This window comes from Streptomyces sp. NPDC002076 (genome assembly GCF_053593835.1).
Map to the genome: position 1 here is coordinate 737,466 of NZ_JBSFDI010000001.1, position 19,743 is coordinate 757,208.

At 71.1% G+C, this 19,743-nt stretch carries 20 protein-coding genes and 1 pseudogene; 10 read left to right on the forward strand and 11 right to left on the reverse strand.

Translation table 11 applies throughout. The features are described from left to right. Positions 1–10: 10 nt before the first annotated feature. Complete coding sequence (locus ACWCQS_RS03495; protein WP_003992243.1) at positions 11–370, reverse strand: NADH-quinone oxidoreductase subunit A; 360 nt, start codon at positions 368–370, stop codon at positions 11–13. Between the two features lie 752 nt (positions 371–1,122). On the opposite strand from ACWCQS_RS03495, the gene ACWCQS_RS03500 reads away from it, so the two are divergent. Next, positions 1,123–1,926 (forward strand): C40 family peptidase, encoded by an 804-nt coding sequence (locus ACWCQS_RS03500; RefSeq protein WP_388619394.1) that lies wholly within the window; start codon positions 1,123–1,125, stop codon positions 1,924–1,926. Positions 1,927–2,077: 151 nt separating this feature from the next. Continuing rightward, the gene (gene def / locus ACWCQS_RS03505; protein WP_451002870.1) at positions 2,078–2,707 is read left to right on the forward strand and encodes a peptide deformylase; all 630 of its coding nucleotides are present in this window, start codon (positions 2,078–2,080) and stop codon (positions 2,705–2,707) included. A gap of 4 nt (positions 2,708–2,711) precedes the next feature. On the opposite strand, the gene ACWCQS_RS03510 is transcribed toward def, so the two are convergent. After that, positions 2,712–4,004, reverse strand: a complete 1,293-nt coding sequence (locus ACWCQS_RS03510; RefSeq protein ID WP_450982800.1) for a geranylgeranyl reductase family protein — start codon at positions 4,002–4,004, stop codon at positions 2,712–2,714. Positions 4,005–4,101: 97 nt separating this feature from the next. Between ACWCQS_RS03510 and ACWCQS_RS03515 the strand changes: the two genes are divergently transcribed. Together ACWCQS_RS03515 and ACWCQS_RS03520 are read left to right on the forward strand one after the other, a co-directional pair. Next, positions 4,102–4,620, forward strand: a complete 519-nt coding sequence (locus ACWCQS_RS03515) for a GNAT family N-acetyltransferase (protein WP_451002871.1) — start codon at positions 4,102–4,104, stop codon at positions 4,618–4,620. Positions 4,621–4,729: 109 nt separating this feature from the next. Continuing rightward, positions 4,730–5,038: a PASTA domain-containing protein gene (locus ACWCQS_RS03520; protein WP_388619384.1), complete on the forward strand. Its 309-nt coding sequence runs from the start codon at positions 4,730–4,732 to the stop codon at positions 5,036–5,038. A 15-nt stretch (positions 5,039–5,053) separates the two neighbouring features. Here the strand turns inward: ACWCQS_RS03520 and ACWCQS_RS03525 are convergent, their stop codons facing one another. Both ACWCQS_RS03525 and ACWCQS_RS03530 read right to left on the reverse strand, forming a co-directional pair. Next, on the reverse strand, positions 5,054–5,749 hold the full coding sequence (locus ACWCQS_RS03525) for a demethylmenaquinone methyltransferase (RefSeq protein ID WP_351802361.1): 696 nt from the start codon (positions 5,747–5,749) through the stop codon (positions 5,054–5,056). A gap of 23 nt (positions 5,750–5,772) precedes the next feature. Further along, positions 5,773–6,210: pseudogene (locus tag ACWCQS_RS03530) on the reverse strand (acyltransferase family protein); the annotation flags it as partial. 463 nt (positions 6,211–6,673) lie between these two features. Here ACWCQS_RS03530 and ACWCQS_RS03535 point away from each other — a divergent pair. Then, the gene (locus ACWCQS_RS03535; RefSeq protein WP_451002872.1) at positions 6,674–7,687 is read left to right on the forward strand and encodes a chitinase; all 1,014 of its coding nucleotides are present in this window, start codon (positions 6,674–6,676) and stop codon (positions 7,685–7,687) included. Here the strand turns inward: ACWCQS_RS03535 and ACWCQS_RS03540 are convergent. The 5 genes from ACWCQS_RS03540 to ACWCQS_RS03560 all read right to left on the reverse strand — a co-directional run bounded on the left by ACWCQS_RS03540 (position 7,674) and on the right by ACWCQS_RS03560 (position 13,112). Continuing rightward, positions 7,674–8,279, reverse strand: a complete 606-nt coding sequence (locus tag ACWCQS_RS03540; protein WP_451002873.1) for a hypothetical protein — start codon at positions 8,277–8,279, stop codon at positions 7,674–7,676. The genes ACWCQS_RS03535 and ACWCQS_RS03540 overlap by 14 nt on opposite strands. A 16-nt stretch (positions 8,280–8,295) precedes the next feature. Further along, entirely contained in the window at positions 8,296–9,495 is a 1,200-nt protein-coding gene (gene mqnC, locus ACWCQS_RS03545; protein ID WP_451002874.1) for a cyclic dehypoxanthinyl futalosine synthase, read from the reverse strand. A 72-nt stretch (positions 9,496–9,567) separates the two neighbouring features. Beyond that, a complete protein-coding gene (locus ACWCQS_RS03550; RefSeq protein ID WP_451002875.1) occupies positions 9,568–10,311 on the reverse strand; it encodes a prepilin peptidase in 744 nt (247 codons plus the stop codon). Between the two features lie 34 nt (positions 10,312–10,345). Next, the gene (locus ACWCQS_RS03555; protein ID WP_451002876.1) at positions 10,346–12,187 is read right to left on the reverse strand and encodes a protein kinase domain-containing protein; all 1,842 of its coding nucleotides are present in this window, start codon (positions 12,185–12,187) and stop codon (positions 10,346–10,348) included. 76 nt (positions 12,188–12,263) lie between these two features. After that, positions 12,264–13,112 (reverse strand): menaquinone biosynthetic enzyme MqnA/MqnD family protein, encoded by an 849-nt coding sequence (locus ACWCQS_RS03560; RefSeq protein WP_451002877.1) that lies wholly within the window; start codon positions 13,110–13,112, stop codon positions 12,264–12,266. A gap of 297 nt (positions 13,113–13,409) precedes the next feature. Here ACWCQS_RS03560 and ACWCQS_RS03565 point away from each other — a divergent pair, with 297 nt between their 5' ends. Then, positions 13,410–13,613: a cold-shock protein gene (locus ACWCQS_RS03565; RefSeq protein WP_004984723.1), complete on the forward strand. Its 204-nt coding sequence runs from the start codon at positions 13,410–13,412 to the stop codon at positions 13,611–13,613. Between the two features lie 134 nt (positions 13,614–13,747). Here the strand turns inward: ACWCQS_RS03565 and ACWCQS_RS03570 are convergent, their stop codons facing one another. Next, on the reverse strand, positions 13,748–14,323 hold the full coding sequence (locus tag ACWCQS_RS03570) for a helix-turn-helix domain-containing protein (protein ID WP_451002878.1): 576 nt from the start codon (positions 14,321–14,323) through the stop codon (positions 13,748–13,750). A 68-nt stretch (positions 14,324–14,391) separates the two neighbouring features. Between ACWCQS_RS03570 and ACWCQS_RS03575 the strand changes: the two genes are divergently transcribed. From ACWCQS_RS03575 to ACWCQS_RS03590, 4 genes are all read left to right on the forward strand, one after another. Next, positions 14,392–15,081, forward strand: coding sequence for an AzlC family ABC transporter permease (locus ACWCQS_RS03575; protein WP_451002879.1), 690 nt, complete (start codon positions 14,392–14,394; stop codon positions 15,079–15,081). Beyond that, on the forward strand, positions 15,078–15,392 hold the full coding sequence (locus ACWCQS_RS03580; RefSeq protein WP_451002880.1) for an AzlD domain-containing protein: 315 nt from the start codon (positions 15,078–15,080) through the stop codon (positions 15,390–15,392). The genes ACWCQS_RS03575 and ACWCQS_RS03580 overlap by 4 nt, the downstream gene beginning before the upstream one ends. 26 nt (positions 15,393–15,418) lie before the next feature. Then, positions 15,419–16,126, forward strand: a complete 708-nt coding sequence (locus tag ACWCQS_RS03585; protein WP_451002881.1) for a class I SAM-dependent methyltransferase — start codon at positions 15,419–15,421, stop codon at positions 16,124–16,126. Between the two features lie 192 nt (positions 16,127–16,318). Next, on the forward strand, positions 16,319–16,522 hold the full coding sequence (locus ACWCQS_RS03590) for a hypothetical protein (protein WP_451002882.1): 204 nt from the start codon (positions 16,319–16,321) through the stop codon (positions 16,520–16,522). Between the two features lie 147 nt (positions 16,523–16,669). Here ACWCQS_RS03590 and ACWCQS_RS03595 read toward each other — a convergent pair whose 3' ends face one another. Beyond that, the gene (locus ACWCQS_RS03595; RefSeq protein WP_451002883.1) at positions 16,670–19,711 is read right to left on the reverse strand and encodes an AfsR/SARP family transcriptional regulator; all 3,042 of its coding nucleotides are present in this window, start codon (positions 19,709–19,711) and stop codon (positions 16,670–16,672) included. Positions 19,712–19,743: the final 32 nt, after the last annotated feature.

Below are 19,743 nucleotides of genomic sequence, written 5' to 3' on the forward strand. Positions count from 1 at the left end.
CTAAGGCCCCTCAGTCCCATTCCAGGCCGCCGCGCCGCCATACGTACGCGTATGCGACGAAGACGGTGAGCACGAAGAGCAGCATCTCCACGAGCCCGAAAATCCCCAGGGCGTCGAAGGTGACGGCCCAGGGATAGAGGAAGACGATCTCGATGTCGAAGACGATGAAGAGCATCGCCGTCAGGTAGTACTTGATGGGGAAGCGCCCGCCGCCGGCCGGCGTGGGGGTCGGCTCGATACCGCACTCATAGGCCTCGAGCTTGGCGCGGTTGTACCGCTTCGGACCGATCAGCGTGGCCATGACCACGGAGAAGATCGCAAAGCCTGCCCCGAGGGCTCCCAGTACGAGGATGGGCGCATACGCGTTCACCGCTCCTCGCTCCTCTCAGTCGGCGCTGACTGCTGGCGGTTGCACTGGTGCACTGCGCTCACTTCCGCCTCACAGACCTCACGAGCCCCGCCGGTCCCGGGCGAAGATCGAGAACATGTGAAGCAGGTCACAAGCCCAGTTGCCACGCATCTTATGCCCGCCACTCTGTGATCTGCGACACGGGGTATTGCATGAGCTTTGTGATCTCCACCACCTGATGAAGGATCATGAAGTCGGATGATGAGTGATCTTCATACGCGAAGCGTTCAGTTGATCACGAGAAGTGACATTCTCGCTTGTCATCGCAGGCCGGAGGGTGCGTCTCAATATCAAGAGAGTTCCGCTGCATGCAAATTGGTACTGGACGCAGGTGCCTGGTAGAGGGGCGCGTTCACACATCAGGGGGAGGTGCGGGGTGCGATGTGGACGCGGATCCGACGCGTGCACGCGTTCACGAGCTCCTCGCGCACGGGACGCCGCGTTTCCGGTGACCGTTCCGTGACCTCCGCCACATCGATGAGAGGCCTCTGAGAACCGGGCTTGGCCAATGACCGCAACCAGTGGTAGGCGGGGGGCAATTCGGGCGAAATGATCAAAGGCCGTGATCAAGCCCTTGATCACGGGCGTCCGCAATGTCCGTTACGGCGTCAATAAAGAACGACACGCCCGGGATTCCAGGTCTCGATTGAGCAACTGTGGCGCAGCACACGTTTCTTGAAGATATGAAGGAGCCCCTGATACCGGTTGTTCCCATGTCCCACACCGCTCACATACGCAGCCACCGGAAGCCCCGCCGCAGCGCGTCGACCCTCGCGATGCGGGCCGGAGTTGCCGGTGGCGTCCTCAGCACCCTGGCAGTCGCCGGGGCGTCCGGCTCGGCGAACGCGGCCGAGCCGGTGACGCAGACCCTCGAACTGCCCACCCTGACGGCCGACCTGGCCGCCCAGGCCGCAAAGTCCGCGGACGCCACCCAGCAGGCCGCCGCGAACTACCAGCTCCAGGCCGAGCGCGACGCGGCCGCCGCAAACGCCGCGAAGCAGGCCAAGGCGGACCTCGCGGAGGCCAAGCAGAAGGCCGCCGAGGCCAAGAAGAAGGCCGAGGAGGCCGCCCGCAGGGCCGCCGCCGATCGTGCCTCGCGCAGCGCGGCACGCACGACGCTCGCCGCCACGGACACCGGCAGCACCTCCACGAGCACGGCGACCGGTTCGGCCGCGTCCGTCATCTCCTTCGTGAAGGCGCAGATCGGCAAGTCCTACGTCCTGGGCGCCTCCGGCCCGAGCGCCTACGACTGCTCCGGCCTGGTGCAGGCCGCCTTCAAGCAGATCGGCGTCAGCCTGCCGCGCGTCTCCCAGGACCAGTCGACCGCCGGCACGCAGGTCTCGCTGAGCAACCTGCAGCCGGGCGACATCCTCTACTGGGGCAGCGCGGGCAGCGCGTACCACGTGGCGGTGTACGTCGGCGACGGTATGTTCGTCGGCGCGCAGAACCCGTCCACCGGCATCGTCGAGAAGCCGCTGTCGTACGACCCGCCGACCGGCGCCGTGCGGGTGCTCTGAGCGCACCGCACGTCTCTCAACGCGCGTAGGGCCGCAGCCGCTCGGGGGCAGCGGCCCTTGCGTCGTTCCCGGGGCGCCAGAGGCCCCGTCCTGACAAGCTCTGTTCGGGCCGCCGTCCGGCGGTCCGTCCATGAGCGAAGGAGACCGCGTCATGCCACGCGTGTTCGTACAGGGCAGGCCCGCCGACTACCACCCCCGCCACGCGCCCGAGGCCGGGCGCGGAACGGTGCGCCGGATCACCGAGGTCGGCGAGGAGGTCCTGCACAAGCCGTGCCGGGACGTCACGGAGTTCGGACCCGACCTCGCCGCACTCGTCGACGACATGTTCCTCACCCTGTATGTCGCCGAAGGGGCGGGACTTGCCGCGAATCAGGTAGGGGTCGATCTGCGGCTGTTCGTGTACGACTGCCCCGATGACAACGGAGTCCGGCATGTCGGACACATCGTCAATCCGGTGCTCGAAACGCCCACGAGCGGGCGACGATTGCTGGACGAGGGCGAGGGCTGTCTGTCGGTTCCGGGTGCCGTGATGGCCGTACCGCGGCCGGACCGGGCCGTCGTGCGCGGGCAGGACAAGGACGGCAACCCGATGGTCATCGAGGGCACGGGGTACTTCGCGCGCTGCCTCATCCACGAGACCGACCACACCAACGGGTACATCTACCTGGATCGGCTCTCCAAGCGGGAGAAAAAGGACGCGCTGCGGCAGATGGCGGACCGGCGGGACGAGGTGTTCGCCCGCCGGGCCGCCCGTGCCGAGGAGCTGAGCCCGGCCCGGTAGAGGCTCACGCCTTCGGGGCCACCTTGCTCAGGCCGTTGATGATCCGGTCCATGGCGTCGCCGCCCGTGGGGTCGGTGAGGTTCGCCAGCAACTTGAGGGTGAACTTCATCAGCATCGGGTGGGTGAGGCCACGCTGGGCCGCGATCTGCATGACCTTCGGGTTGCCGATGAGCTTCACGAACGCGCGGCCGAGCGTGTAATAGCCGCCGTAGGTGTCCTTGAGGACGCGCGGGTAGCGCTGCAGGGCGATCTCGCGCTGGGCGGGCGTGGCCCGCGCGTGGGCCTGGACGATGACGTCGGCGGCGATCTGGCCGGACTCCATGGCGTAGGCGATGCCCTCGCCGTTGAAGGGGTTCACCAGGCCGCCGGCATCACCGACGAGGAGCAGGCCGCGCGTGTAGTGGGGCTGGCGGTTGAAGGCCATGGGGAGTGCGGCGCCGCGGATCGGGCCGGTCATGTTCTCGGGGGTGTAGCCCCAGTCCTCGGGCATGGAGGCGCACCAGGCCTTGAGGATCTCGCGCCAGTCCAGCTCCTTGAAGGAGGCGGAGGTGTTCAGGACGCCGAGGCCGACGTTCGACGTGCCGTCGCCCATGCCGAAGATCCAGCCGTAGCCGGGCAGCAGCCGGTCCTGGGTGCCGCGGCGGTCCCACAGCTCCAGCCAGGACTCCAGGTAGTCGTCGTCGTGGCGAGGGCTCTCGAAATACGTCCGGACCGCGACGCCCATCGGGCGGTCCTCGCGGCGGTGCAGGCCCATCGCGAGGGACAGGCGGGTGGAGTTGCCGTCGGCGGCGACCACCAACGGCGCGTGGAAGGTGACCTCGCGCTTCTCCTCGCCCAGCTTGGCGGTGACGCCGGTGATACGGCCGGTGCGGTCGTCGATGACCGGGCCGGAGACGTTGCAGCGCTCGTACAGCCGCGCCCCCGCCTTCTGGGCGTTGCGGGCGAGCTGCTCGTCGAAGTCGTCGCGCTTGCGGACGAGTCCGTAGTTCGGGTAGGAGGCGAGTTCCGGCCAGTCCAGCTGGAGGCGGGAGCCGCCGCCGATGATGCGCAGGCCCTTGTTGCGCAGCCAGCCGGCCTCCTCGGAGATGTCGATGCCCATGGCGACGAGCTGCTTGACCGCGCGCGGGGTGAGGCCGTCGCCGCACACCTTCTCGCGCGGGAACTCGGTCTTCTCGAGGAGCAGGACGTCGAGGCCGGCCTTGGCGAGGTGGTACGCGGTCGTGGAGCCGGCGGGCCCCGCGCCCACGACGATCACATCGGCGGTGTTCTCGGAGAGGGGCTCGGTCTCGACGGTCACGGCGGGATCTCCCCAAGTTCGAAATCTGTGTGCCGACCGGCACTGGACATGGGCAGTCTATTCAGCAGAATTGATCACCCGGCTGAAGGGCTGCCCTGTGAACCGACCTCTCCCCGCGGTACGGCTGCGCGTTCCCACCCATGAGGACGCGATCGCCTGGCACCGGGTCTTCGACGACCCCGAGGTCATGGAGTTCTACGGCGGCAGACCGGCCGCGCTGTCGGTCTACGAGGAGCTCACCGCGCGGCAGCGGCGGCACGACGCCGAACTCGGCTTCTGCCTGTGGACCATGCTGGACGAATCCGGGGAAGTCATCGGCTTCACCGGGGCGCAGCCCTGGCAGCCGGACTGGGGCCCGGTCGGCGAGATGGAGATCGGCTGGCGGCTGGGCCGCGCGCACTGGGGCAAGGGGTATGTCACCGCGGCCGCGCGCGAGACGCTCCGGCGAGTGGGAGCGGCCGGGGTCAAGGAGGTGGTGGCGATGGTCCGGCCGGGCAACGAGCGGTCGATCGCGGTGACCCGTCGGCTCGGCATGCGCCCGGCGGAGACCTATCCGCATCCCACCCTGGACGAAGACGCCCTGTGCTTCCGACTGGGCGTCGAACACGCTGAGTAGCCATCTGTCACAGAAAGACACCGGCTCCTTCCGGCCGGGGCGCACGGGAGTTACCCTTCCAGTACCGCTGGGGGTGACATCTGTGCGCATAACACCCAAAACACCCGAAGTGCGTGTGCCACGGCTGGTCGGGCTGATGGCCGTGGACGCGCGCGAAACGGCCCAGGCGCAGGGCCTGTTCCTCAACGCGCCGGACCGCCCGGACTTCCACCTCGCGGTCGTCGACTACGTCGTACGCCAGTACCCGCAGCCCGGCGCCGAGGTGCCCCGGGACTCCATGGTGTACGTGTGGTTCGACTTCGGTGAGGGAGAGGGCGGCGGAGGCGTGCGCGAGCCGCGCATCCCGCGGCCGCCCAGGGGCGGACTGCAACGCGAGCTCGGTGAGCCCGGGGACGCCTTCGAGACGATCAACCGCTAGGCCCGGAAGAAGGCCTCAGCTCTCCTTGAAGCCGCGGTGCAGCGCGACCACACCGCCGGTGAGGTTGCGCCAGGCCACCTTCGACCAGCCCGCCTTGCGCAGCCGTTCGGCGAGGGCGGGCTGGTCGGGCCAGGCGCGGATGGACTCGGCGAGGTAGACGTACGCGTCCGGGTTCGAGGAGACCGCCCGCGCGACCGGCGGCAGCGCCCGCATCAGGTACTCGGTGTAGACGGTCCGGAAGGGCGCCCACGTCGGGTGCGAGAACTCGCAGATCACCACCCGTCCGCCGGGCCGGGTCACCCGGTACATCTCCCGCAGGGCCGCGTCCGTGTCCTGGACGTTGCGCAGCCCGAAGGAGATCGTCACGGCGTCGAAGGTGTCGTCCTTGAACGGCAGCCGCGTCGCGTCGCCGGCCGTGAACGGCAGCCAGGTGTGCTTCTTCTTGCCGACCTGCAGCATCCCGAGCGAGAAGTCGCACGGGACGACGTACGCGCCCGTGCGCGCGAAGGGCAGCGAGGAGGTGGCCGTACCGGCGGCCAGGTCGAGGACCTTCTGCGCGGGGCGCGCGTCGACCGCCTTCGCCACCTCCTTGCGCCACACCCGGTCCTGGCCGAGCGACAGCACGTCGTTGGTCAGGTCGTACCGTTCCGCCACGTCGTCGAACATCGAGGCGACTTCGTGCGGCTGCTTGTTCAGGGAAGCGCGGGTCACCCGCCCATTCTTGCAGCCCGCTCTCACGGCAGGAGTCTGGGCTGCTTCCGTGCCGCGACATCCTCCACCCAGCCGCACAGCAGCACGAAGACGGCGATCAGGAGCCAGCCGATGCCGAACATGAACCACTGGCTGTCCAGCGGCAGGTATCGCTCGAAGGCGGGCACGTCCCAGAAGCGGTCGATCAGCGGGACGGCCAGGACCAGGGCGATCTCGTGCCTGAGGTAGATCGTCACCGCGCGCGCGTTGAAGACGGTGACCGCGCGGTCCAGCCGCCGGAACCGGGTCAGCCGGGCGAAGTCGATCCGGAAGTACGCCTTCGCCCACATCAGCAGCGTCACGAAGCCTGCCGACCAGAAGGCCTGGGCGTGGGGGTTCTCGTCGAGGTCGTAGGTGCCGAAGTCGGCCTGGTGGGAGAAGGCGTACCAGGCGCCGTAGGCCATCGCGGCACCCGACAGGGAGGAGGACGGGGTGCCCTGTGGCACGTCCGCCTGGCGGCCGATGCCACCCTGCGGCCGTACGCCGTCGGGGGCCCGGCCGTCGCCGGCGGTGCCGAAGGGCAGCAGGGAGGACGGGTTGAGGGAGGTGCCCCAGCCCATGAAGGCGGCGGCGAGCACGCCCGCGTAGGTGTGGCAGACGACGCCGACGAGCAGGCCGATGCGGCGCAGCACCTTCGAACGGCGTCCGGTGGCGTCAACGAACACGGGCCCCTCGGTGGACCCGTTGCCATGTTTGCGGTGGCGACCACGCCGTGCGGCGCGACTTTCGATGGCGGGTTCGGATTGCATTCCTCGGACATTGGGCGGGCTTTATGTGCGCTTTTCCCGGCTGTTCTTGTGAGCCATCGGTGAGTACCTGTCCAAACCTGTCACTTCACTTAGCTTCCCCGGGTCACCTTCTTCCGTGTGAGAGAGTGCGTAGACGATGAGCAATTCACCGACACCGATCGCCGGGGTCACCTGCGTGATTGCACTCGCAATCACGAGCTGTGCCACCCAGGACGCCCGCTCCTCCCCTGCCCACGCCCGCTCCTCCCCCGCCTACGCCCCCTACGTGAGCGCCACCGAGGCATCGGGCACCGACTCCGCCGGTTCGCCGTCGACGTACAACCTCGCCTTCGTCATCTCCGGCGGCAGTGGCTGCACCCCGAAGTGGAACGGCACGGAGGCGATCGGCGACCCGGCCGCGACGTCCCGGATATCGCGGCTGAAGCAGGACGGCGCCGACGTCCGTGTCTCCTTCGGCGGGGCGTCCGGCAAGGAGCTGGCCGCGACCTGCGACAGCGTCGCGGAACTGGCCGCCGTCTACGGCAGGGCGCTGGACGCGGCCGGCTCCAGCCGGGCCGATTTCGACATCGAGGGCGACGAACTGACCGACTCCGCCTCCGTCGCCCGGCGTTCACAGGCGATAGCGCGGCTCCAGAAGCAACGGCCGGATCTGAAGGTCTCCTTCACTCTGCCGGTGATGCCCTCGGGCCTCGACTCCGACGGCCTCGCGCTGCTGGCGTCCGCGAACACGTATGACGTCCAGGTCGCCACGGTGAACCTGATGACGATGAACTACGGCGAGTCGTACACCGGCGACATGGGCGACTACGCCGTCACCTCCGCGAAGGCCGCGCACGCCCAGTTGAAGAAGGTGTTCGGGCTCTCGGACGCGGGGGCGTGGCGGGGGATGGCGCTCACCTCGATGATCGGGGTCAACGACGTGGCCGGGGAGACGTTCACGCTGTCCGACGCGGCCCGGGTGCGGAAGTTCGCGGAGGAGAAGGAGATCGCCTGGGTGTCCATGTGGTCCACGTTCCGGGACCGGCGGTGTGCGGACGGGGAGTCCGGTGCGGACGACGCGGCGACCGACTGCAGTGGCGTGAGCCAGAGTTCGGGGGCGTTCGGGGAGGCGTTCGCGGGATGGGCCGGCAGAGGAGTCAGCGGCGTCTGAACACCAGTCGGCCTGCCAGCACCGTCGCCACGCACGTGCCCGCGCCGCGTTCGGTCAGTTCCTCCTCGTCGCGGACGTCGAAGACGGCGAAGCGGGCGGCCGAGCCCGGGTCGCGGGGAGGGGCGAACACCGCCGGTACCCCGGCGGCGAACGGGTCGAGGGACGGGACGCCGGCCGGGCGGGCGGCACGCCCCGCGAGCACCAGTCCGGTGCGCCGTACGGCGTCGGCGACCGCCCGGTTGCGCAGCGGTTCGCAGGCCGCCGCGACCGTCCCGTGTGCCAGCATGCGCTGCACCCCGCGCCGGGCGCTCGCGCCCCAGCGGGCGTCGTCGAGCGTGAGCGCGGTGAGCGCGTCGCCGGTCAGCGGTTCGGTGCCCAGCTCGTCGGCCTCCCGGGGGTCCGGGTGGTACGCCTCCTCCAGCAGTTCGGTGCCGTGCTTGTTGACGAGCCCGGGCGTGAGGATGCCGGGCCAGGAGCGCACGCGCGCGGGCGGGTACGCGGCGACGAGCTCCTCGAGGGGACCGGCGCCCGCGATCAGCTCGCCCTCGACGGCGAGGGCGTGGCCCCTGGAGTCGGTGTGGATCGTCAGCAAGGCGGGCGCAGCCGGCTCAGTTGGACGCCAGCAGCTTCAGTTCGGGGTGGGCCGTGCCGCCCTCGATCGCGGTCGAGGAGATGTGGGACATCACCCGCTCGTCGACGGGGTCGTTCGCCGGGTCGTCGTGGACGACCAGGTGCTCGTACGTCGTCGAGCGCTGGGCGGGCACCCGCCCCGCCTTCCTGATCAGGTCGATGATCTCCAGGCGGTTGGAGCGGTGCTTGGCGCCGGCCGAGGAGACCACGTTCTCCTCCAGCATGATCGAGCCGAGGTCGTCCGCGCCGTAGTGCAGCGACAGCTGGCCGACCTCCTTGCCGGTGGTCAGCCACGAGCCCTGGATGTGCTGGACGTTGTCGAGGAAGATGCGGGCGATCGCGATCATCCGCAGGTACTCGAAGAGGGTGGCCTGGGTGCGGCCCTTCAGGTGGTTGTTCTCGGGCTGGTAGGTGTACGGGATGAAGGCGCGGAAGCCGCCCGTACGGTCCTGTACGTCCCGGATCATCCGCAGGTGCTCGATGCGCTCGGCGTTCGTCTCACCCGTGCCCATCAGCATGGTCGAGGTGGACTCCACGCCCAGCCGGTGCGCGGTCTCCATGATCTCCAGCCACCGCTCGCCGGACTCCTTGAGGGGCGCGATGGCCTTGCGGGGGCGTTCGGGGAGCAGTTCGGCGCCGGCGCCGGCGAAGGAGTCGAGGCCCGCCTCGTGGATCCGGGTGATGGCCTCCTCGACGGACACACCGGAGATACGGGCCATGTGCTCGACCTCGGACGCGCCCAGCGAGTGGATCACCAGCCGCGGGAAGGCCTCCTTGATGGCCCGGAAGTGCTTCTCGTAGTACTCGACGCCGTAGTCCGGGTGGTGGCCGCCCTGGAACATGATCTGGGTGCCGCCCAGCTCGACCGTCTCCGCGCAGCGGCGCAGGATGTCGTCGAGGTCGCGGGTCCAGCCCTTCTCCGTGTCCTTGGGGGCCGCGTAGAAGGCGCAGAACTTGCACGCCGTGACGCACACGTTCGTGTAGTTGATGTTCCGCTCGATGATGTACGTCGCGATGTGCTCGATGCCGGCGTACTTGCGGCGGCGTACGGCGTCGGCGGCGGCGCCCAGCGCGTGCAGCGGGGCGTCCCGGTAGAGGTCGAGCGCCTCTTCCGGGGTGATCCGCCCACCGGCAGCGGCACGGTCGAGGACAGACTGGAGGTCGGCCTTCTCGGTCACCAGGGCGTCCCTTTCGTCAAGGGGTGTGGACGGACCGAACCAGCCTACGCCAGCGCTTTCAGCGTGAGGACGTCAGGCCGCGTACGCGCCGATCAGCAGCCCGGTGAGAGCCCCGGCCAGCAGGAACGGACCGAACGGGATCGCGGTCTTCCGGCCCGCCCGCCGTACGGCGACGAGGGCCGCGCCGTACAGCGCGCCGAGCAGGAAGCCGGCGAAGGCGCCGAGCAGGACGGTGGACCAGCCGTACCAGCCGAGTACGGCGCCCATGCCGACGGCCAGCTTCACATCGCCGAAGCCCATGCCGGCCGGGTTGATGCGGTACAGCGCGTAGTAGCCGGCGCCGAGCGCGAGGGCTCCGTACAGCGCGGTGAGCCAGTGGCCGGCGTGCTCGGGCAGCAGCGCGACGAGGCCCAGCAGGGCGAGGGCGGCCGCGGCGAGGGGCAGGGTCAGCGGGTCGGGCAGCCGCTGCACCCGGAAGTCCACCACGGCCAGCAGCACGCCGACCGGCGCGAGCAGCAGCCAGACCGCCAACTCCGGTCGGGTGCCGGTGGCGGCGGCGAGAGCGGCGCAGGTCAGGGCGGTGACGAGGGAGGCGGTGAGGGCGGCGGCGGGGGGTACGTCCGTACGGCGGGCCGCCACCCCGCAGGCGCCGCACGCGATCCGGCCGAGCCAGCCGCGGAGCGGGTGGCCGTCCGGGCAGCGGTCCCGCCAGGGCTCACCGGACGGTACGGCGAAGCGGTAGGCGGCGCGGGGCAGCAGCCCGCCCACCAGCGCGCCCCACAGCGCGGCGACGGCCGCCAGCGCCCCTGTGCTCATCCGGTCCCCCCGACCCCCGTCGCACGCACCGTGCTCATCCGGCCTTCGACAGGCGTGCCACCGGGTTGCCCTCGGCGGAACTGTCCGAGGTGAACCTCAGGTCGTCGCCGACCGGCGTCAACTCGACCTGGTGCGGGGTGGGTACGCAGTGGCCGGGGTTGTCCTTGGCGCCGGTCGAGGTCGCGAGGACCTGGGTCTTCGTCACCTTCTTCAGGGTGAGGACGTCGGTGCACACACCGCCGATCTGGTCGGTCTGCCGGAGCCGTCCCAACTCCTCTCCCACGGCGGCCTGATGGACGGTGAGCCGGAAGGTGCCCTCGGGCAGATTGCCGCCGAGGCCGGTGGCCTGTCCTTCCCAGGTGCCGAGGTAGCGGGCCGGGATCGCGCCGGGCCCGGAGCCTGTGACGGGGGCGCCGGTGGCGGCATCGGTCGGCGCCGGGGAGCGGTCCGGGCCGCTGCCCGCGCTCTTGTCGCTCCCGTCCTGCCGGGCCCAGGGCTGGAGCAGCACGCCGACGCCCACGGTCGCCGCGGCCAGCGCACCGGCGACGGCCAGCACCACCGTGCAGCTCAGCCGGCGCCCACGGCCGGCCTCGACCGGCGCGGAGGCCGCCGCCACGCTGACGGAGAACCGGCCGGGTGGCACCGCGTCACGCGGCGCGGGCACGACGGTCGGCGCTCCGGCGGGCGCCCCGTCCACACCGGTCGCCGGCCCCGGGACCGCCCCGACACCGGCCGGTGCTCCCGAGGGAACCCCGCCAACCCCGGTCGCTGCGGCCGGACTCCCGGAATTCATCACCGGCGCGGGCCCGAAGGCCCCGGCTCCGGTGAACGAGTCGAGCTCCGCAGGGGCAGGAGCAGGGGCAGGTACGGCGGCAGAGGCCGAGGCAGAGGCCGGTGCCGCACCCGAAGCAGGCGTCGGCACCGAGGTCCCGGTCACCGCCGGGCTGTCGAAGGGCGCCGGGCCCGAGGGTGCCGTCTCCACCGTGTCCAGGTTCAGGAGGCGTACGGCGCTGCGGCTGACCTGCTCCACCAGGGGGCCCGGCAGCCAGCCGCCGGTGATCAGGCGGGCGGCGCCCTCGGGGGCGAGGCGGTGGCTCACCTCGGCGGGGGTGGGCCGGGAGGCCGGGTCCTTGGTCAGGCAGGCCGCCGCCACCTCCGCCAGCTCACCGCCGAGCGAGCCGAGTTCGGGCTCCTCGTGGACGACCTTGTAGAGCAGCGCGGCCGAGGAGTCGCCACGGAAGGGCTGTTCACCGGTGGCCGCGTGGACGAGGACCGCGCCGAGGGAGAAGACGTCGGCGGCGCCCGTCACGCCCTTGCCGAGGATCTGCTCGGGTGCCATGTAGCCCGGGGAGCCGATCGACACACCGGTGGACGTCAGGGACGCCGTGCCGTCCATGGCCCGTGCGATGCCGAAGTCGATCAGCAGGGGGCCGTCGACGGTCAGCAGGACGTTGGAGGGCTTCACGTCCCGGTGCACCAGCCCCAGTTCGTGTACGGCCGTCAGCGCCTCGGCGAGGCCCGCGCCCAGAGCCCGTACGGTGTGCGCGGGCAGCGGGCCGGTGTCCGCGACGGCCGCGGCGAGGGACGGGCCGGCCGCGTAGGCGGTCGCGACCCAGGGCACCGGGGCGTCCGGGTCCGCGTCCAGGACGGGTGCGGTCCAGGCGCCGCCGACCCGGCGGGCGGCCGCCACCTCGCGCCGGAAGCGGGCGCGGAACTCCTCGTCCAGCGCGAAGTGCGGGTGCACGATCTTCACGGCGACGGTACGGCCGCCCGCGCTGCGGCCGAGGTAGACCCGGCCCATGCCACCGGAGCCGAGCCGGCCGAGCAGCCGGTAGGGCCCGACGGTGGCCGGCTCGTCCATGTCCAGCGGCTGCATGACGCGCTCCCCCCAACCCCGCTGCCTCACGGCTCGGGCCCGAACATCTCCCGGGCAGCAGCCTAGTGAGGCATCCTCAGCGCTGCAGCAGGTCCACCTTCACGTCCGCCGGGAAGCCGGTCGTCGGGCCGACGCGGCGGGCGAACTCGGCGACCGCCTCCAGTTGGGGCGTGCCGAAGCTGAAGTCGAGGGTGGTGAAGTACTGGGCCAGGGTCGCCTCGTCGAAGGCCTCCCAGCGGGCCGCCTGTTCGGCGACCTTGCCGACCTCCTCCAGGGAGAGGTTGCGGGAGGCGAGGAAGGCCTCGTGGACCTGGCGGGTGATGTCCGGTTCGCGGTCGGCGTAGTCGCGGCGGGCCGCCCAGACCGCGAAGACGAACGGCAGGCCGGTCCACTCCTTCCAGAGCGCGCCGAGGTCGTGCACTTCGAGGCCGAAGCGGGGGCCGTCGAGCAGATTCGCCCGCAGCGCCGCGTCGCCGATGAGGACGGCGGCCTCGGCCTCCTGCATCATCAGGCTGAGGTCGGGCGGGCAGGTGTAGTAGTCGGGCTGGACGCCGTAGCGCTCGGCGAGCAGGAGCTGGGCGAGGCGGACCGAGGTGCGGGAGGTCGAGCCGAGCGCGACCCGGGCGCCGTGCAGGCGGTCCAGCGGGACCTGCGAGACGATCACGCAGGACATCACCGGGCCGTCGCAGCCGACGGCGATGTCCGGGAAGGCGACCAGGTCGTCGGCGTTGCGCAGGAACTCGACCAGGGTGATGGGGCCGATGTCGAGATCGCCGCGCACGATCTGCTCGCTGAGCTTCTCCGGGGTGTCCTTGGTGAGCTCGAAGTCGAGGAGAGTGCCGGTTCTCGCGAGCCCCCAGTACAGGGGCAGGCAGTTCAGGAACTGGATGTGGCCGACGCGCGGCCGGGTGCGAGAATTGTCCACATCGCGAGACTAGACCCCGTGCTGTACGGTGCCGGGACCGACCCCACCGTGGCCGTGCCGTCAAATGGCCGAGTGGATGTTCAAACATCCGGGTGACGTGATCTTGACCTCTATTGCTTTCGGCTGCCCGGATGCTAGGCTTGCCGCAAGTTGCAGTTTGGTTTCCCTTGCAGTACAGAGCCTGCGGAGCATGTAACCGCAGGCTCTAGTCGTTTTCAGACGTATGCAGTTGTGCAGCACCGTTTCACACTTGCAGGTTCTGGAGCAGGGCAACCCTTTTGAGCCCAAGGAGGGCTTATGGCTACCGGAACCGTTAAGTGGTTCAACGCCGAAAAGGGCTTTGGCTTCATCGCCCAGGAGGGCGGCGGCCCCGACGTCTTCGTTCACTACTCCGCGATCAACGCCACCGGCTTCCGCTCCCTCGAGGAGAACCAGCAGGTGAGCTTCGACGTGACGCAGGGTCCGAAGGGCCCGCAGGCGGAGAACGTCACCCCCGTCTGATCACTGCCTGATCGCAGAACCTGAGAGCAGTACCCAAGGAGCCCCGCGCCGTTCCGGCGACGGGGCTCCTGCCTTGCCCTCCGCCTGCCCCGCCTTTTCCCTCCCCGGCCGTCGATGAATTCTGTACGAATTCTCTAGGTGTGCTGCATGACGAGGACGAAGGTCGTGCCCGGTTCCAGTGCCTCGTACGAATGCGCCACGTCCCCCCGATAGGTCAGGTAATCGCCGGGCTCCAGTTCGACCTCCTGTCCGGCGGGGCCCGCCTTCATCCGGCCCGAGCCGATGATCAGATGCTCGACCGTGCCGGGGATGTGCGGATCCGACATGCGGGCCGCCCCCGGCTCGGCGCGCAGGCGGTAGATGTCCCGCCGGGCCCCCGGAGGGCTCGCGGACAACAGGGTGGCGACAAAGTTCGCCTGCTCCGAGGCGACCTCGGGGCCCTCGCCGGCCCGGATCACCTGGATCCGCGGCGCGGGCGGCTCGACCAGCGCGCTGAACGGCACCCCCAGCGCGACCGCGAGCGACCAGAGCGTCTCCACGTTGGGATTGCCGCTCGCCGCCTCCAGCTGGGACAGCGTGGACTTCGCGATTCCGGCGCGTTTGGCCAGCTCGGACAGGGACAGCCCGGTGCGGGCGCGCTCGCGCTTGAGCGATGCGGCGATCCACTCCAGCGGAAGCCGGGCGGGGGTCCCGGGAGACGGCTCGGTCATGTCGTTCGCTCCATCGGTACGATCGTTCGGCTTGACGGACAGGGGTGCTGCGTTCCATTGTAGAAAACATGCGTTCGGTACAGCGAACAACCGATGACATGTCCCTGGTACGCGACAGCTCGCTCGTCTGGCTCGCCAGCGGCGTCGTCGGCGTCTCCTTCGGCGCCGTCTCCGTGGCCGGCGGCCTCCCGGTGTGGGTGCCGGTGCTGATGTCCCTGGTGGTGTACGCCGGCTCGGCCCAGTTCAGCGCGGTGGGCGTACTGCTCGCCGGGGGCGGGCCGATCGCGGCAGCGGCGACGGGACTGCTGCTCAACACCCGTACGGCCGCGTTCAGCCTGGCGGTCGCGGACATCATCGGCACCGGCCGTGCGAGCCGTCTCCTCGGCGCCCATCTGGTCACCGACGAGACGGTCGCCTTCGCCCTCGCCCAGTCCGGCCCGGTACGGCAGCGCAGGGCGTTCTGGATCTCCGGGCTCGGTCTGTTCGCCGTGTGGAACATCGGGGTGCTGGCGGGCGCGCTCGCCGGGGACGCGCTGGGGGACACCGCGCGGTACGGACTCGATGCCGCGTTCCCCGCGGTTCTGGTGGCGCTGGTGTTGCCTCAGTTGCGGGCGGACGCGGTGGTACGGCGGTGCGCGCTGGTCGGGGCCGCGGTGGCGCTGGCGGTCACGCCCGCCGTGCCTGCGGGGGTACCGGTGCTGCTCGCTCTGGCCGGGCTCTTCCTGCATCGCCGGCAGCCCGTGGCGGCCGCCGTATGAACGCCGCCGTCGTGGTGGTCCTCGCGCTGGCCGTGGGGACGTACGCCTTCCGGCTCGTGGGGCCGGTGCTGCACGGGCGGGTGGAGATACCGGCGCGGGTGCAGGAGCTGGCGTCGGCCGGGGCGGTGGTGTTGCTGGTCGCCCTGCTGGCGACAGGGGCGTTGACCGAGGGCGGGGGGTTCGCCGGGCTCGCCCGGTCGGCCGGGGTGCTGGTGGGGGGCGTACTGGCGTGGTTCAGGGCGCCGTTCGTCGTGGTGGTCGTGGGGGCGGCTGCGGCGGCCGCGCTGCTGAGGGTGGCCGGGGTCGCCTAGGCCGCCCGGTCCGTTAGCTTCGGGGCATGACCGACACCACCGGGTTTCTTGCCGCCACCCGTGTCTTCTACGACGCCATTGCCGAGGACTACGCCGAGCTCTTCCGGAACCAGCTCGTGGACAGGCCGCTGGACCGGGCGTTGCTCGCCGGGTTCGCCGAGCTGGTCGGCGACGGGGCCGTGGCCGATCTCGGGTGCGGGCCCGGCGTCGTCACCGCGTACCTCGCCTCCCTCGGACTCGATGTCTTCGGGCTCGACCTGTCCTCGTCCATGCTGGCCGTCGCCCGGCGCGAGAATCCCGGGCTGTGTTTCGCACAGGGCTCGATGCTGGACCTGGCCCTCGCGGACGGCGCGCTCGCCGGTGTTGTCTCCTGGTACTCCAGCATCCACACCCCGGTCGATCAACTCCCTGTGCTGTTCGCCGAGTTCCACCGGGTGCTGTGTCCCGGCGGACATCTTCTGGTCGCCTTCCAGGTGGGCGAGGAGCCGCTTCGGCTCGACCGGCCGCTGGGTCATCCCGTCGCGCTGGACTTCCAGCGGCGCCGCCCCGAGCGCATCGCCGAGCTGCTCGCGGACGCCGGGTTCGCGCTCGGCTCCAGCACCGTGCGCCAACCGGAGGAGCGGATCGGGGAGTCGGTCCCCCAGGCCCTCCTGATCGCCCGGAAGCCCGGCGCCCCCGTCGGCGCGGGAGACCCCGGCGATCCCGGCGATCCCGGCGCCTCTGCCGACTCCTGAGAGGCGATTGAAACCAGGAGTACCGGTGGCCCGCCCCGCTCCGGGAACCAGCGGGGACGGCATGGGGATCGGCGCCGAAGAGCATCGGTCGCGTCGTCGGGGAGCAACCCGGCGACCGGATCACCTCCGCACCTTCGATCCGTCGTCTCCGATCCGCCTCTTGCGGTCCGTCTCTTCCTGGGGGATACACCAATGCGCACCATCGCACTGCGTACGAAGACGGTTCTGGCCGCGCTCACCGGCGCGGGTGTCCTCGCGCTCGGCACCATCTGCACCGTCCCGGCGGCCGGCGTGGAGCACGGTCTGGCGCACATCGCCTCCGACCTGTCCGGCCACCCCGCGCACACCGGCCCGGCCCTGGCGGACGACCACCCTCCGGCCCTGAGCATCGCCTGACCACGCCCTCCCACAGGCCAGGTACAAGCACAGGCACAGGCACGCACACCACCTCGACGGCACCGGTCGGGCTCGCTCCCACCGGTGCCGTTCCCCATGGCCCAGCGGCTTGCTCCGCGGCTCCCCCGCGCCGGCGGGCGACCGGCCCTACAGCCGCCGCCCCGCCTCCGTGACCCCCATCGCGTCGTACAACCCCTCCGCCTCCCGCTGATACCGCTCGGCCTCCGGCTCCTCCCCCAGGGCCTTGGCCGATTCCGCCAGGCCCTGGAGGGCGCGGGCCATCTCGATGCGGTAGCCCAGGCGGGAGGCCAGCTCATGGGACTGGCGGTAGAGGTCCCGGGCGCGTTCGGGGGCGTCGGCGCGCAGGTGGACCAGGGCCACCACGTTCACCACGGCGGCCTGGCGCAGGGCCGTGCCCTCGGTGGAGACGAGGTCTAGTGCGCGCTCGGCGTGCTCGGCGGCCGAGCGGACTTCGCCGAGGCGCTGGCAGACCCTCGCCCAGTGGGCGAGGACGAAGGCGACGTTCCCCGGCTTGCGGGACTCGTCGCACAGTTCGAGGGCCTGGGCGAGGCAGGCCCGCGCCCGCTCGTCCTCGCCGGCGCCCAGATGGGACAGTGCCAGCCAGGTCAGCGAGGTGATCTCATTGTTGCGCTCGCCGAGGCTCCGGTTCAGCTCGGTGGCCCGGGCCGCGTGCCGTGCGCCGTCGGCGTAGTGGCCCGCCCAGGTCTCCACGGTGGCGAGGTTGGCGAGCGCCACCGCCTCCAGTCCGGGCGCGCCCAGTTCCCGGTGCAGGGCGATGCCCTTGGCCAGGTAGGTACGGGCCTCCTCGAAGTCGCCCACCGCCCCGTACAGCAGGCCGAGGGTGTCGGTGCAGAACGCCGCGGAGCGCAGATCGTCGGCCCCGGCCAGTTCCAGGGCCTCGCGCGCGGTGGTGATGCCGTCCTGGAAGTCGCCGAGCCACCAGTGGGCCACGGCCAGGTTGCCCATGCTGCGGCTGAGCAGGGACAGGTCGCCGAGCTGCCGGCCGGCGTCCACCGCGATCCGGCTGACCACCCGGAACTCCTCGTAGTGGCCGCGCAGGTCCAGGTAGAAGAGGAGGTTGCGGGCCAGCAGCAGCGCCGGGCGGTGCAGGCCCTGGGCGCGCGCACGGTTGACGATCGACAGCAGTGCCTCGTACTCGCGGTCGAGCCAGTCGAGCGCCTGTGCGTCGGTGTCCAGCGGGGGCAGTTCCGGGGCGTCTCCGGCCGGTGCCCGGCCGAGCGGTTCGCGCCCGGGGGAGAGCAGGTCGCAGGCCCGGTCGGCGGCCGGCATGTAGTACGACACCAGCCGCTCGACCGCGGCCTCCTCGTCGTCCTCCGCCTCCCGCACGCTCATCGCGTAGGTGCGCACCAGGTCGTGGAAGCCGTACAGGCCCGCCTCGTGCTGTTCCAGCAGATGGGCGTCGAGGAGGTCCTCCAGGGTGTCCTCGGTGTCGTGGACGTCGGTGCCGAGCAGCGCGGCGGCCGAGTGGACGTCGATGGCGCTGCCGGGGTGCAGGCCCAGCAGCCGGAAGGCGACCCTCTGGTCCTCCTCCATCGCCTGGTACGACAGCCGGAGCGTGGCCTCCACGCTGCGTTCCCCCGCGCTCAGTTCGCGCAGCCGGCGGGTCTCGTCGGCGAGCCGGTCGACCAGGTACTGCACGGTCCAGCGGGGGCGGTTGCGCAGCCGGGCGGTGGTGATGCGCAGGGCGAGGGGCAGTCCGCCGCACAGCCGTGCCAGGCGGGCGGTGGCCTCGGGTTCGGCCGTGGTGCGGTCGCCGCCGAGCATCCGGGTCAGCAGGGTGGCGCTGTCCTCGGCCGAGAGCAGGCCCAGGCTGAGCCATTCGGCGCCGTCCAGGTCGAGCATCCGGACCCGGCCGGTGAGCAGGGCCAGGCAGTCCTCGGAGGCGGGCAGCAGCGGGCGTACTTGTGCGGCGTCGGCGGCGTTGTCGAGGAGCAGCAGCATTTTCCGCTGTGCGGAAACGGTTCGCCAGAGCGTGGTGCGTCTCTCCAGGTCGTCCGGTATCCGGTCGTCCGGCACGCCGACCGCGCGCAGCAGGGAGTGCAGCACGGTCCCCGGCTCGTGCGCCTTCTCACCGGGGCTGAATCCGCGCAGGTCGACGAAGAGCTGCCCGTCGGGATAGTCGGCGGTGAGCAGATGGGCGGCGTGCACGGCGAGCGCGCTCTTGCCGCTGCCGCCCATGCCGTCGATGCCGAGGATCCGGGTGCTCCCGCTCGCCGGGGCCTGGCCCACGGCCAGGATCCGGGCCAGCTCCTGCTCCCGCCCGGTGAAGTCCGGCAGGTCGTACGGCAGGGTGCAGGGGGCGGGCTCGGACGGCTGGAGATAGGCGGCGGGCGCCAGATGGGCGGCCCGCTCGGCCACGGACTGCGGTACCCGCGGGGCGACCTCGGGGCTGTCACGCAGGATGGCCTCGTACAGCCGGGTCAGTTCGGCGCCCGGGTCGATGCCCAGCTCCTCCACGAGCAGCGCGCGCACCCGGCCGAACTCCTCCAGCGCCTCCGCCTGCCGGCCCGCCCGGTACAGGGCGAGCATCAGCCGCCCGCGCAGGGTCTCCCGCAGCGGATGCGCGGTCACCAACTCCCGTAACGGCCCGATCAGTTCCACCGACTGGCCGAGTTCGAGCTGCAGCTCGAAGTACTGCTCGGCGATCGCCATGTGCCGCTCTTCCAGCGCCGCCGAGGCCGCGTTGATCACCGCGCCGCCGCCACCGGCCAGCACCGGCCCGCGCCACAGGTCAAGGCAGGCCCGCAGATGCCCGACCGCCTCGGCGGACCGCCCGGCGGCCACGGCCTGCCGGGCCTGCCGCGCCCACTGCCCGAACTCGTGCAGGTCCAGCTGGTGTTCGCCGAGCATCGCCCGGTATCCGGCGCCGTCGGTGACGATCACCGAGGCGCCGTCCGGGATGCGGGTGCGCAGCGCGGCGACGGCCTTGCGGACCTGGTGGCTGGCGGTCTGCGGCGGCTCGTCGTCCCAGGCGGCGGCGATCAGCCGGGACACCGGCACCATGCGCCCGGGCTCCAGCAGCAGGGTGACCAGCACCCGCTCGTGCGTCGGGCTGCCGAGCCGCAGCCGGCGCTCGCCGTACCAGCCTTCCAGCGAACCGAGGATGTTGAACCGTACGACAGGACGAACCGTTGCCGCCGATTCCACGAACCTGTCCCCTCCGCCCCGTAGCACCCCCC